Annotated in this window: 7 protein-coding genes and 1 tRNA gene; 5 read left to right on the top strand and 3 right to left on the bottom strand. The window is 54.0% G+C overall.

Translation table 11 applies throughout. From position 1 onward, the window contains the following. Positions 1–92: 92 nt before the first annotated feature. Positions 93–2,795 carry an autotransporter outer membrane beta-barrel domain-containing protein gene (locus Q3O06_RS08090; protein WP_301818367.1) on the top strand — a complete coding sequence of 901 codons (2,703 nt, stop codon included), beginning with the start codon at positions 93–95 and terminating at the stop codon, positions 2,793–2,795. Between the two features lie 497 nt (positions 2,796–3,292). On the opposite strand, the gene trkA is transcribed toward Q3O06_RS08090, so the two are convergent. Further along, a complete protein-coding gene (gene trkA, locus Q3O06_RS08095; RefSeq protein ID WP_301818368.1) occupies positions 3,293–4,705 on the bottom strand; it encodes a Trk system potassium transporter TrkA in 1,413 nt (470 codons plus the stop codon). 97 nt (positions 4,706–4,802) lie between these two features. Next, entirely contained in the window at positions 4,803–6,326 is a 1,524-nt protein-coding gene (locus Q3O06_RS08100) for a fumarate hydratase (RefSeq protein ID WP_301818369.1), read from the bottom strand. Between the two features lie 807 nt (positions 6,327–7,133). On the opposite strand from Q3O06_RS08100, the gene Q3O06_RS08105 reads away from it, so the two are divergent. The 4 genes from Q3O06_RS08105 to Q3O06_RS08120 all read left to right on the top strand — a co-directional run bounded on the left by Q3O06_RS08105 (position 7,134) and on the right by Q3O06_RS08120 (position 12,576). Continuing rightward, positions 7,134–7,772, top strand: coding sequence for a 2Fe-2S iron-sulfur cluster-binding protein (locus Q3O06_RS08105; RefSeq protein ID WP_118793195.1), 639 nt, complete (start codon positions 7,134–7,136; stop codon positions 7,770–7,772). Beyond that, complete coding sequence (locus tag Q3O06_RS08110) at positions 7,772–9,400, top strand: FAD-binding protein (protein ID WP_301818370.1); 1,629 nt, start codon at positions 7,772–7,774, stop codon at positions 9,398–9,400. Before Q3O06_RS08105 ends, Q3O06_RS08110 begins: the two co-directional genes overlap by 1 nt. Continuing rightward, positions 9,397–10,650 carry a complex I 51 kDa subunit family protein gene (locus Q3O06_RS08115; protein WP_301818371.1) on the top strand — a complete coding sequence of 418 codons (1,254 nt, stop codon included), beginning with the start codon at positions 9,397–9,399 and terminating at the stop codon, positions 10,648–10,650. Before Q3O06_RS08110 ends, Q3O06_RS08115 begins: the two co-directional genes overlap by 4 nt. A gap of 474 nt (positions 10,651–11,124) precedes the next feature. Further along, positions 11,125–12,576: a DASS family sodium-coupled anion symporter gene (locus Q3O06_RS08120; protein WP_301818372.1), complete on the top strand. Its 1,452-nt coding sequence runs from the start codon at positions 11,125–11,127 to the stop codon at positions 12,574–12,576. Between the two features lie 951 nt (positions 12,577–13,527). Here Q3O06_RS08120 and Q3O06_RS08125 read toward each other — a convergent pair. Further along, positions 13,528–13,603, bottom strand: a tRNA-Glu gene (locus tag Q3O06_RS08125). Position 13,604: the final 1 nt, after the last annotated feature.

Consider the following 13,604-nt stretch of genomic DNA (forward strand, 5'->3'; position numbering starts at 1 on the left):
TTTTTTTTTTTTTTTTTTTTTTTTTTTTTTTTGGATTAGATTACCCGATTGGTATAAAATTAAGGATAATATGCAAGAAGTGTGGAAAACTTATGAAAGATGAAACAATCGCCCGCTGCCTCCTTTCTTCCTGCCTGCTGGCTGCGGGTATGGAAAAAAGCATTGCCGCTCCCGGTACGATTTTGGAAAAACCCAATCATACGGCGGCGATAGCGACCAGAAATCAGACCAACGAACATACTTTCGATTATTCGGGTGAAACTGCCGTTACGCCGATTAATTCCCTGGTTATTGCCGCCAATGGCAAAGGCGCGAAAAATATCATTACCGTCAAGGGCAACCCTTCTCTCGGTGAAAAAGATTTGACAGATGTAAGTGGTAAAGCGTCGTTGAAAGATGCAAGGGGCGAAGTGTTGAAAGAGCCCGCGCATTGGACCATCGAAAAGATAAGACCTACAGGGTCGGTGAACGGCGGTCGATACACACTTCCGTCAACTGTTGAAAATGCCGGGATTTTGTTTGCAGACAAAAGCTATGAGGCAAAGGGCAACAATATTACCTTGGAAAACGTATCGGTCAAAAATAGCTCTTCAAAGTATGCTATTTTCGCAAACGACACTTTGACAGCCTCCGGCTTAGGTATGTCGGACACAACCCTGACCTTTAAGGGAAACAACTATCTTTATACAGACGGCACCAAAGTAGGCAGCAACCCACTCGAACTGAACGGCATACAGTTATTTAAGAATAATACAACCAAATATTCCGAAGGATACAAAAACCATACCAAAATCGAGTCGGAAGCAGGTTCCAATCTGAACATATACGTCAAATCGGGGTATACGCGCGGGCGCGGCATCTCGATAACGCAATATAAGAATGTAACCATCAGTACGTCGGGACCGAGAAAAACGGTCGTCAACCAGACCGAAATGGATTTTCGCGGCGGGGTCAGCATCAAGGTGGATCGCGGCAATCAGAAGAATGCCGAAAACTATGGTGTTTATGTGGGAAACCTGCCGAAAAAAAACGGCAACAGCGAGGATGTGCCGGAAGATTCGTACAACCGCGCCACCTTCCATAGCGATGTCAAAATCGACATGCAGCCGGTGCTTGAAGAAAGTGGGAAACAAAAATCCATCGGCGATGCTTTGAATGTGGACGGTAAAAACAGCAGCGTGGACATCAAGGGCGACGGAACGGTGCAAATCGACGGCGACATCCACGTCCTCAACGGCGGCGTGATAAATTTAAGCCTGAAAAACAAAAATTCTTATCTCAACGGGGAAGCCCATATCGGCAAACGACAATATACCGGCGATCCCGACGACCCCGATAATCCGCCCAGCGGGCAGCCCCTGTTTGAGGAAGACCGTACAGACAGCGTGTCATCCATCAATATGACGATGAAGGACGGCGCGCGCTGGAATGTGCAGAATACTTCAAAAATCAACGGATTGGACATCAGCAACGGCGCGGAAGTGAGCTTTTCGGACGGCGGCAGGAATGTAAACGTCTCCGTATCCAGCCTGAAAGGAAACGGCGGCGTGTTCAAGATGCAGGGCGACATCGTCAGCGGCAAGTCGGACAAGCTGATTACGCGCGAAGGCAGCGAAGGCGTACACATCATCGAATATGAAGACAATGCCAAGGCAAAAACGACCGGCAAGGAATTTTTAAAGCTGGTCGAAAACAAAGGCGATGCCGAAAACACAAAAGCGTCATACGAACTGCACGTCAAATGTACGGAACAGGGAGGGTGGTGTTTTGCCTTGGGCGAGTCGGAAAACTCCAAATATGTCAAAATTGACCCCGACGGCAAGCGGGATCACTACCTTTTCGCGGCAACATTGTCGACGGGTGCGTCGAGCGGCGTCCTTTTCGGCGAGGCGTTATATCAGTTGAACGCGGTTTCCGATGAAACGCTGGTGCAGCGTATGGGCGAAATCCACGCCGACGGAACGCCGCAGGAAGACAACAACGTCTGGCTCAAACGCGTCGGCGGAAAATTCGCCGGCAGCCGCAGCGATTACCGCGTGGGCGGCTACGGCAACCGCTATTGGGGCTTTGCCGGCGGCTTCAACCGGACGGGGTTCGGCGACAAATGGATTCATTACAAAGGGCTGATGCTCCGCCACCTCCAATCGTCCTACACCCCCGAAGACTACGCCGGCATCGGCAAAATCTATGGCAGGACGGCAGGCGTTTATTCCACCTGGCTCAATCGGGAAAGCAGGGCATATTACGATTTGGTCGCCAACATCGCCCGATATAAGGGCAGCTACGGGCTGACCAATTACTCCGGCAAACGTGTCGAATCGGACGAGGCGCGCCTGAATGCCTATATGCTTTCCGCCGAAACCGGCAGGCGGATGGAAAAACAGGACGGCGGCAAAACCTATTGGTGGCAGCCGGAAGCGCAGTTGTCCTACTGGTTTACGCGCGGCTACGGCTTTTCGCTGTCAAACGGTCTGTCTGCCGAGACGGACAACTTCCGCAGCCTGATGGGGCGGTTCGGCTTTCGGGCGGGCGTGGACGGTTTGGACGGCGGCAGGCTGAACATCTACGGCAAACTGATGTACAAACGCGAATTTATCGGCACGATCCGCCACAGGTTCAACGGCTCTGCCGTGGAGGAATTCAAACACCGTGGCGGCTGGTTGGAATACGGTTTGGGCGTGGTCAGCCGCAATGCCGGAAACGGACGGCAGCTTTATTTTGAGGCGCAAAGGTCTTCGATGCACAAGATGCGGCAGAATTGGCAGGTCAATATGGGCGTGCGCAGTATGTTCTGATGCGCGGATGCGCCTGAAAACAATCCGGAACGGTCAGACGCGTTCCGGATTGTTTTTTTGTCGGGGAGGTTTGCCGCCATATCAAAACAGGCGGGCGATGCCGTATGAAACCCCGTCATTCCCGCGAAAGCGGGAATCTAGAATCTCAAACTTTCAGACAACCTTTGAATATTACTGTTGCCCAAAGGTCTGGATTCCCGCCTGCGCGGGAATGACGGTGGGGGACGATGCCGTCTGAAACTCCGTCATTCCCACCACTTTTCGTCATTCCCGTGAAAACGGGAATCTAGAACCTCAAACTTTCAGATAATTTTTGAATATTGCTGTTGTTCTAAGGTCTGGATTCCCGCCTGCGCGGGAATGATGATTTGGAAATTACCCGAAAACCCAAAAAAAACCGAAACCGAACACACTTGATTCCCGCCTGCGCGGGAATGACGGCAAACGGGGGGATGGGGCATCCCGATGCGGCGGCAATGTGTCCGGAATGGGGCGGTTTATCCGAAAAAGCCCATTTTGACTTGGATGAGTTTTTCCAGTTCGTTCAGGATGCGCCGGCGCGAGACGAAAAAGATGATGTGGTCGCCGTCTTGGATGACGGTTTCGGTATGGTGTCCCATAATGACTTCGCCGGTTTCGGCGCGGACGATGGCGGCAATGTGGCAGCCTTCGGGCCATTTGATGCCGCTGATGCGCCTGCCGATGATGGCGGAAGTTTTTTTGTCGCCGTGTGCGACGACTTCGATGGCTTCCGCCGTGCCGCGCCGGATGGGGTGGACGGCAACGATGTCGCCGCGCCGGATGTGGGCGAGTATCGAGCCGATGGTGATGAGGTGGGGGGAGACGACGATGTCGATTTTGTTGCCTTCGAGCAAATCGACGTAGCTTGAGCGGTTGACGATGCCGATGACGCGCTTCGCGCCGAGGTTTTTCGCCAAAAGGGCGGACATAATGTTGCTTTCGTCGTCGTTGGTCAGGGCGCAGAATACGTCGATTTCGTCGATGTATTCGTTGTCGAGCAGGGTTTCGTCGGTTGCCGAACCTTGCAGGACGAGGGTGTTGTCGAGGTTTTCGGCTATCCATTCGGCACGGCGCGGCCGGCATTCGATGATTTTGACGTTGTATGCGTGTTCGAGCTGCTTGGCGAGGCGGTAGCCGATGTTGCCGCCGCCGGCAATCATGATGCGGCGGGTGCTGGTTTCTTTGGGGCGCAATTCGGGTATGACCGCGCCGATGTTTTCGGCGGCGGCGGCAAACAGGATTTCGTCGCCTTCGATGATGACGGTTTGCGGCGTGGGGACGATGAGGCGGTTGTTGCGGTAAACGGCGCAGATTTGGCAGTCGGCCCCGTCGGGCAAATCTTGGGCGATGTCGGCGATTTCGCGGTTGACGAGCAGCCCGCCGCGCCGCGCCTGTATGATGACCATCCGCACGCGGTCGTCTGCAAAACGTAAAACCTGCAATGCGCCCGGGCAGTCTATCAGGCCGGCAAGCTGTTCGGTAACGAGCTGTTCGGGGCTGATGGTTTCGGTTATGCCGAATATGGAAAGGCTGCCGTTTTCGTTGTTTTCGAGCTTGGGGCTGAGGTATTCGAGGTATTCGCTGGAACGGACGCGCGCGATGCGGCCGGGGATGTTGAACAGGTCGGCGGCAACTTTGCAGGCGACGATGTTGGTTTCGTCGCTGCGGGAGAGCGCGAGCAGCAAGTCGGCATCTTCCGCGCCGGCGCGTTCTAGTGTGAAGGGGGATGCGCCGTTGCCGAAAACGGTTTGGACATCGAGGCGGCTGCCTGTTTCCTGCAATGCTTTTTCGTCGATGTCGATAACGGTTACGTCGTTGTTGGGTATGGCGGCAAGGTTTTGTGCGACGGTAGAACCTACCTGCCCGTTGCCTAAAATGAGGATTTTCACGGTGTGGGTCGCCGGGTGATGAAATGGTGGATTGTACCGCAACCGGGGGCGGAAATGCCGTCTGAAGGCAGATTTTGCATTCAGACGGCATGGTGCCTCAAGATTCGACGGGGATGATGCCGATTTTCGCCTGCCATTTGCGCGGGGCGGTGGCGTGGATGGATTCGCCTTTGCTGTCCACGGCGACGGTTACGGGCATGTCTTTGACTTCAAACTCGTAAACCGCTTCCATACCCAACTCGGGGAACGCCAAGACTTTGGAGGATTTGATGGCTTTTGCCACGAGGTATGCCGCGCCGCCGACTGCCATGAGGTACACGGCTTTGTTGTCGGCGATGGCTTCGCAGGTGGCCGCGCCGCGCTCGGATTTGCCGATCATGCCCAAAAGGCCGGTTTGTTCGAGCATTTGGCGGGTGAATTTGTCCATGCGGGTAGCGGTGGTCGGACCTGCCGGGCCGACTACTTCGTCGCCGACCGGATCGACGGGGCCGACGTAGTAAATCAGGCGGTTGGTGAAATCGACGGGCAACTCTTCGCCTTTGTCGAGCATATCGACGAGGCGTTTGTGCGCGGCATCGCGGCCGGTGAGGATTTTGCCGTTCAACAGCAATACGTCGCCGGTTTTCCAGCTTGCCACTTCTTCTTTGGTCAGCTTATCGACATCGACGCGTTTGCCGTTGTCGGGGCTGTAAGTCAAATCGGGCCAGTCTTCGACGCGCGGCGGGGTCAGCTCGACCGGACCTGAGCCGTCCAATTCGAACTCGACGTGGCGGGTTGCGGCGCAGTTGGGAATCATCGCAATCGGTTTAGAGGCGGCGTGTGTCGGGTAATCGAGGATTTTCACGTCCAACACGGTGGTCAGACCGCCCAAACCTTGCGCGCCGATGCCCAGCGCGTTGACTTTTTCAAAGAGTTCGAGGCGCAGGGCTTCGGTGGTGGACAATTCCGCGCCGGACGCGGCTTTTTCCTGCAATTCTTGGATGTCGATGTGGCTCATCAGGGATTCTTTCGCCATCAGCACGGCTTTTTCGGGCGTACCGCCGATGCCGATGCCCAAGATACCGGGAGGACACCAGCCCGCACCCATAGTCGGAATGGTTTTCAACACCCAATCGACGATGTTGTCGGAAGGATTGAGCATGGCGAGTTTGGATTTGTTTTCAGAGCCGCCGCCTTTTGCCGCGCAGGTTACTTCGACTTTGTCGCCCGGCACGATGCTCATATGGATGACAGCGGGGGTGTTGTCTTTGGTGTTTTGGCGTTTACCGACCGGATCGGCGAGGACGGAAGCGCGCAGGGTGTTGCCCTCCCAAGTGTAGGCGCGGCGTACGCCTTCGTTAACCATCTCTTCCACGCTCATGTCCGCATCCCATTGGACGTTCATGCCGACTTTGAGGAAGACGGTTGCGATACCGGTATCTTGACAGATGGGGCGGTTGTTTTCCGCACACATGCGGCTGTTGACCAAAATCTGCGTCATCGCGTCTTTGGCGGCGGGATTTTCTTCCTTCTGCCACGCCTTATAGAGCGCGTCGATGTAGTCTTTCGGATGGTAATAGCTGATGAATTGGAAGGCATCGCAAATGCTTTGGATAAAGTCTTCCTGTTTAATGACGGTCATGATTGTGTTCCTTTTCAAGGTTGTAGCGGTAAGTATTTGCTGCTGTTTTAAACAACCTTTTTGAAGGCTGTTTTTTTATCAGGTTGAAATAGTGCCAGCGTTTGTACGGTAAAGACAATACATAATTCTAATCTCTTGATTATAAATTTGTTTTAATAAAATACTGTTTTACTCGGATTTTGATATTCGTAATCTTTGCCTGTTGCCTATGATGGAAATAAAACTACAAATATGTTTGGTAATTTTAGGTTTTTTATAAATACCGTCCGAACCTGTCCGAATATCCGTTTTAACGGCATAAAAATTATTTTCAATAATTTCAAACTGATTTCAATCGATTAAAGGATATAACGACGGCAGGGAGTTGTCATATACGAAAGAGGAAATTTTGACTGAAGTCAAACGCATTTGACTTTTTGAAATTTTACAACTTATTTTCCAAATATCAGAATTTTCAAAAAAATACATATATTACAGCAATATATGTATTTTTTACCGTCTTGCAATAATGAGAATGGGTTGTATTTTTCTGTTTGTTTTTTCTGCTTTTCAGACGGCATTCTTTATAATCTTATTGAAAAGTAAGTATATTTTAAAATTTCATACATAAATTTTGTCAACAATATATGTTTCTATGGTAATTTTGTAGTTTAGTAACGGGAAGGCGTAAATTCTGATAAACTATGTTTCACATAAGAAACATTAAGTTATAAACATATTCATAGTGCGCGAGAGGAAGTTCTTGTTTCTCTTGTGTAACAAAAATACACAATACCGAATCTACTATCCTTCCAACAGGACACTGCCATGAGTGAAAATTTGTTAACCCTGACCATAGACGGACACGAGGTCAAGGCCTCCGCCGATTCGTCCATTATCCAAGCCTACGCCCGTTCCGGCAGCGCGATTACCGCCAATGTCGGCTGCATGGGGCAGGGCGTGTGCGGTTCGTGCCGCTGCATGATACGCAAGGAAGGCGAGCGCGAGGTAACCACCGCGCTGGCGTGTGAAACCAAAGTCGAAGAAGGGATGCAGGTCAGTTTCTTGGACTACTTCATTCCCGAGCATATCCAGTATTACGACGTGGGCGAGGTCGGCGACGGCTGGAACTGGCTGGACGACACCGCAAAAGCCTTCCCCGAAGCGCAAAACTGCCGCCATTGCGGCGGCTGCAACCGCGCCTGCCCCAAAGGCTTGGAAGTGGAAAACGGCGTGGCGCAAGTGGTATCCGGCGATTTCGGCGCGGCGGCTTTGACCTTCGACCAATGCGTGATGTGCAACCTCTGCACCCTCTCCTGCCCCGAACACATCCGTCCGAACCACTTAGGCCTGTTCGCCCGCCGCATGAAAGCGGCGCGCACGCTGCGCCCTGTGGATTTGATGCGCCGCCTGCGCGAAATCGACAGCGGCAAAATGAAAGTCGAATTTGAAGGGGAGGCAGTGTGATGGCAAACAAAATCCAAGGCATCGACTACGAAACCGCCCTTGCCAACCTGCGTGCTTCCTCATTGGAACTGCGCGGCGACCTGCCGGAAAAAAACGAATTGCTGAGCCAATTCCATCCCGATTATCAGGCAAATGCACGCGTGAAGCTGCCCATCGGCCCGAACGCCGGCGATTACTGCCATCCTGATTTGGCGAAACTCTTAATCAGTCAGCCTCTGATTGACGATTATGATTTGTCGGGCGCGGAACATTTGAACACCGACGTACTGGTTATCGGCGGCGGCGGTGCGGGCGCGGCGGCGGCATTGTCTGCAACCGAAGCAGGCGCGCGTGTGATTATGGCGAACAAGCTGCGTATCGGCGACAGCAATACCGTGATGGCGGAAGGCGGCATTCAGGCGGCAGTCGGCGCGGAAGACAGCCTGCAACAGCACTTTGACGACACCGTCAAAGGCGGCCACAATGCAGGCAAAAAAGAATTGGTGGCACAAATGGTTACCGACGCGCCGTCCGCCATCCGCTGGCTGATCGGCTTGGGCATGACCTTCGACCTTGCCAATGGCGCGGACAGCAACGGTATGCTAAGCCGAAAACGCGCGGGCGGTACGACCGTGCCGCGTATTTTGAGCTACCGCGACTTTACCGGCCTCGAAATGATGCGCGTACTGCGCGAAGCAGTCGAACTCGACGAAAACATCACCCAGCTCAACCGCCACCCCGCCATCGAATTATTATCGGACGAACACGGTCGCTGCGTCGGCGCGATTTTGTACGATTTGGAAAAACGCTCCTTGGTATTGGTTCACGCCAAAGCCGTGGTATTGGCAACCGGCGGCAGCGGACGGCTGCATTTGCAAGGTTTCGCCACATCCAACCACTATGGCGCGACTGCAGACGGCCTGGTGATGGCTTACCGCATCGGCGCGAAACTGCGCGATGTCGATTCTTTCCAATACCACCCGACCGGCGTCGCCCATCCGCCACACTTGGCAGGTGCGCTGATTTCCGAAGCCGTGCGTTCCGCAGGCACCAAACTGGTCAACGGTTTGGGCGAGCGTTTCGTTGACGAATTGCAGCCGCGCGACGTGGTTGCCGCCGCCATTTTGCGCGAATGCCGCGAAGGCCGTGGCGTGGTACGCGACGGACAAGTCGGCGTGTTCCTCGATACCCCGCGCCTGATCGCCAACGACCCCGACGTGTTGAACCGTTTGGTTACGCTCGGCCACGTCGCCCACAAATGCGGTATTGACCCTGCTGTTGAGCCGATGATGATTCATCCGACCCTTCACTATCAAAACGGCGGCGTCGAAATCAACGGCGACGGCGCAACCTGTGTGGAAGGCCTCTATTGCGCCGGCGAAGTAACCGGCGGCATCCACGGCCGCAACCGCCTGATGGGCAACGCGCTTTTGGACATCATCAGCTTCGGCCGCCGCGCCGGTAAGGCTGCGGCAAATTGCGGCCTGCCGCTGAAAAAAGTGCGCGGCGGTGTCGGACACGTCCACGATCTGCAACGCGAAATGACCCGCGCCGGACTGACCGGCGACATCAAAGCCCCCGTTTTATATCCCGACTACGGCAAATTCGATTTGCGCGAACATGCCGGTTTGCAGGAGCAACAATCATGAACCAAGCCAATCAAAACTTACTGCACCCGTCCCGCCAAGTCGGCGCGGATTTGACCGCGTGGCGCAAAGTCGGCGGCGGCGAAGGCCTGCTGGCTGCGCTTGCCGATCCTCAACGCATTGTTTCCAAACTGCAAGATGCCAACCTATGCGGTATGGGCGGTGCAGGTTTCCCGACCTGGCGCAAATGGGAGGCGGCGGTTGCCGCCCAAAGCAAACACGGCGACAAATACGTCGTCTGTAACGCCAACGAAGACGAACCGGGTACATTCAAAGACCGCGTATTGCTGGCGAAAACGCCGCACCAAGTCATCGAAGGCGTATTGATTGCCGCCGTCGCCTGCCGCGCCAACAAAGCGGTTTTGTATGTCAACCCGCACCAGACCGAATCCATTGCCTCCATCGTACCCGCCATCGAACAATGGAAAAACAGCGATTTGTTTATCCGTATCGAGAACTACTTGGGCAAACCTTTGGACTTGCAACTGGTTGAAACTTCAGGCCGCTATATCGGCGGCGAAGAAACCGCCGTGATTTCTTGGTTGGAAGGCGGTTTCCCCTTCCCCCGACGCAAGCCTCCGTTCCCTGCCGAAAGCGGTGTCAACGGCGAGCCGACCCTGATCAACAATACCGAAACCTTCGCCAACATCCCGCAAATCCTTGCCAAAGGCGCGGAATGGTACAAATCGCTGGGTTTGGGCGATGCGGCCGGTACAAAACTCTACTCGCTCTCCGGCGACGTATTGAATCCGGGCCTGTACGAACTGCCGATGGGCACGACCCTGCAATCGCTGATTTACGATCACGGCGGCGGTATGCTCGAAGGCCGCACGTTTAAAGCCGTATTTACCGGCGGCCCGTCAAACACGCTTCTGACCGTGAAAGATTTGGATGTGCCTTTGGACTTCGTGTCCGTGCGCGAACGCAAATCCAGCCTCGGTACCGGCGCGATGATTGTGATTTCCGAAGGCACGAGTGTGGTGCGTAAAGTGTCCGAATATGTGGAATTTTTTGCGTCCAACTCGTGCGGTCAATGCCCGCCGTGCAAAGGCGGTACGTTCCAGCTTTCCCGCCTGCTCAACCGCGTGGACACCGGCATCGGCACTTCCGACGACCTCCGCGCCCTGCAAAGCCTGTGCCAACTGCTGCCGCGAAGCGGCCGCTGCGGCCTGATTGACGGCGCGGTTACCGTGTTGCAAAGCTCGCTGCGTACCTTCCCCGAAGAGTACGGACTGCCGGCGGGGCAGGATTAAGCCGCTAAGGCGTTTCAGACGGCAGGTAGGGTTGTCGGCCGACAAATTGATTGGGGTTTAAGCATTTGTCGGGGGTTACAACGTAAATCACTTGCCGGAAGGAAAACGATACGGCGTATCTTGAGGTTTTGCCCTCTCCCTAACCCTCTCCCACAGGGAGAGGGAACGGATTGCAGGAAACCCGATAACGGTTGGCTTTCAACGCCATTATCCCCTCTCACACAGTATGGGGAACGGATTGCAGGAAACCCGATAACGGTTGGTTTTCAACGCCATTATCCCCTCTCCCCGTGGGAGAGGGTTAGGGAGAGGGTTAGGGAGAGGGCAAAACACAAAGTGCAAAACGCAAAACTCAAGAAATGCCGTCTGAAAAAGAGAACGGCGCAAAACACGTTCAGACGGCATCCCCCGCTAAAATCAGGCACACGCCGTCTGAAACCCGATTTTCCCGATACTTCAAACTAGGAGACTAATATGGGCTTCAAGCCAATCCCTGCGGCGGCCGCGCTCGCGCTGACGCTGCTTATCTGGTTCGTCATCCCTGTTCCCCAAGGCGTATCGCCCGACGCGTGGCATCTTCTGGCACTGTTCGTCGGCATCATTGCCGGCATCATCGGCAAAGCGATGCCCATCGGCGCAATGGCGGTTTTGGGCATTACCTTGGTCGCGCTGACCGGCGTAACCAACGAAAAAGCCGCCGACGCGACCAAAGACGCTTTGAGCAGCCTCAACAACTCGTTAATCTGGATGATCGGTATCGCCATCATCATCTCGCGCGGCCTGTTGAAAACCGGTTTGGGGATGCGTATCGGCTACCTTTTGATTTCCCTTTTCGGCAAACGCACGCTGGGCGTGGGTTACAGTTTGGCACTAGCCGACTTGGTCATCGGTCCGGTTACGCCGAGCAACACCGCGCGCGGCGGGGCGATTGTGCATCCGATTATGAAATCCATCGCCTTGAGTTTCGACTCCGATCCTGAAAAAGGGACGGAAGGCAAAATCGGCAAATACCTTTCACTGGTCAACTTCCACGCCAACGTGATTACCTGCCTGATTTTTATCACCGCCACCGCACCCAATCCGCTGGTTGTCGAACTGGTTGCCAAAGCCACCAATTCGCAAATCCAACTCTCTTGGGGCACTTGGTTCCTGGCGATGATCGTACCCGGCCTGATTGCGATGCTGCTGATGCCGCCGGTGCTGTATTTCCTGTATCCGCCCGAAATCAAACAAACGCCTGACGCGACCGCCCTTGCCAAAGAAAAACTGAAAGAAATGGGCGCGATGAAGCGCGACGAAAAAATGATGCTCGGCATTTTTGTGATTCTGCTGCTGTTGTGGGCGGGTATTCCCGAAATGCTGTTCGGCGTGAAAGTCGATGCCACCGCCACCACCTTCCTCGGCCTGAGCCTCTGCCTTTTGAGCGGCGTACTGACTTGGGACGACGCGCTGAAGGAAAAAAGCGCGTGGGACACCATCGTTTGGTTTGCCGCCTTGGTGATGATGGCAAACTTCCTCAACAAACTGGGGCTTATCGGCTGGTTGTCCGAATCTATGCAAAGCGGTATCGCCCATTTGGGCTTGGGTTGGGAAGCCGGCTGCGCCCTGCTGATGCTTGCCTACCTCTACGCCCACTACGTTTTCGCCAGCGGCACGGCACACGTTACCGCGATGTTCGGCGCGTTTTACGGCGCAGGTCTGGCATTGGGCGCGCCGCCTATGCTGTTTGCCCTGATGATGGCGGCCGCCACCGGCATTATGATGTCGCTGACCCACTACGCCACCGGTTCCGCGCCTGTGATTTACGGCTCAAACTACGTCAATATGGGCGAATGGTGGAAGGCGGGCTTCATTATGAGCGTTATCGAAATCCTGATTTTCGCCACAGTCGGCATTTTGTGGTGGAAAGCTTTGGGTTATTGGTAAACCGCCGGCTGTTTGAATGTTAAGGCAAAAATGCCGTCTGAAACCGTTTCGCGTTTCAGACGGCATTTTCCCACCGCCGTCATTCCCGCGAAAGCGAGAATCTAGTGTGTTCGGTTTCGTTTTTTTTTGGGTTTCGGGTAATTTCCAAATCGTCATTCCCGCGCAGGCGGGAATCCAGACTGTCGGATAGCAGCAATATTCAAAGGTTATCTGAAAATTTAGAGGTTCTAGATTCCCGTTTTCACGGGAATGACGAAGAGTTGCGGACAGCAGGGGGAATGACGGGGTTTCAGACGGCATCAAATGCCTTGTTGGGCTTCAGACGGCATCGTCCACCTTCTGCCGTCATTCCCATAAAAACAGAAACCTAAAATTCCGTCATTCCCGCGAAAGCGGGAATCTAGAGTGTTCGGTTTCAGTTGTTTTTGGATTTCGGGCAATTTCCAAACCGTCATTCCCGCGCAGGCGGGAATCCAGTGTGTTCGGTTTCAGTTGTTTTTGGGTTTCGGGCAATTTCCAAATCGTCATTCCCGCGCAGGCGGGAATCCAGACCTTAGAACAACAGCAATATTCAAAGATTATCTGAAAGTTTGAGGTTCTAGATTCCCGTTTTCACGGGAATGACGGAAGGTTGCGGACATCAGGGAATGACGGGGCTTCAGACGGCATCAAATGCCTTGTCGGGCTTCAGACGGCATCGCCCACCCTCAGCCGTCATTCCCATAAAAACAGAAACCTAAAATTCCGTCATTCCCGCGCAGGCGGGAATCCAGACCTTCGGGGCGGCGGAAATATTTAAAAGTCGTCTGAAAGTCCGAGATTCTAGATTCCCGTTTTCACGGGAATGACGAAGGGTTGTGGGAATGACAAAAAATTACGGAAATGACGAAAGGTTGCGGGAATGACGGCTCATAATAAAAAAACCTGCTTGAAACAAGCAGGTTTTTGAATTGGCACGCCCACGGGGATTCGAACCCCGGTTGCCGCCGTGAAAGGGCAGTGTCCTAGGCCTCTAGACGATGGGCGCG

It is taken from the genome of Neisseria maigaei, assembly GCF_958267405.1.
Lineage (GTDB): Bacteria > Pseudomonadota > Gammaproteobacteria > Burkholderiales > Neisseriaceae > Neisseria > Neisseria bergeri.

Bases quoted from the DNA above. Each gene is read 5' to 3' on its own strand.
- Q3O06_RS08120 (WP_301818372.1), top strand. From the start codon at position 11,125: ATGGGCTTCAAGCCAATCCCTGCGGCGGCCGCGCTCGCGCTGACGCTG.
- Q3O06_RS08100 (WP_301818369.1), bottom strand. From the start codon at position 6,326: ATGACCGTCATTAAACAGGAAGACTTTATCCAAAGCATTTGCGATGCC.
- Q3O06_RS08115 (WP_301818371.1), top strand. From the start codon at position 9,397: ATGAACCAAGCCAATCAAAACTTACTGCACCCGTCCCGCCAAGTCGGC.
- Q3O06_RS08090 (WP_301818367.1), top strand. From the start codon at position 93: ATGAAAGATGAAACAATCGCCCGCTGCCTCCTTTCTTCCTGCCTGCTG.
- Q3O06_RS08110 (WP_301818370.1), top strand. From the start codon at position 7,772: ATGGCAAACAAAATCCAAGGCATCGACTACGAAACCGCCCTTGCCAAC.
- Q3O06_RS08105 (WP_118793195.1), top strand. From the start codon at position 7,134: ATGAGTGAAAATTTGTTAACCCTGACCATAGACGGACACGAGGTCAAG.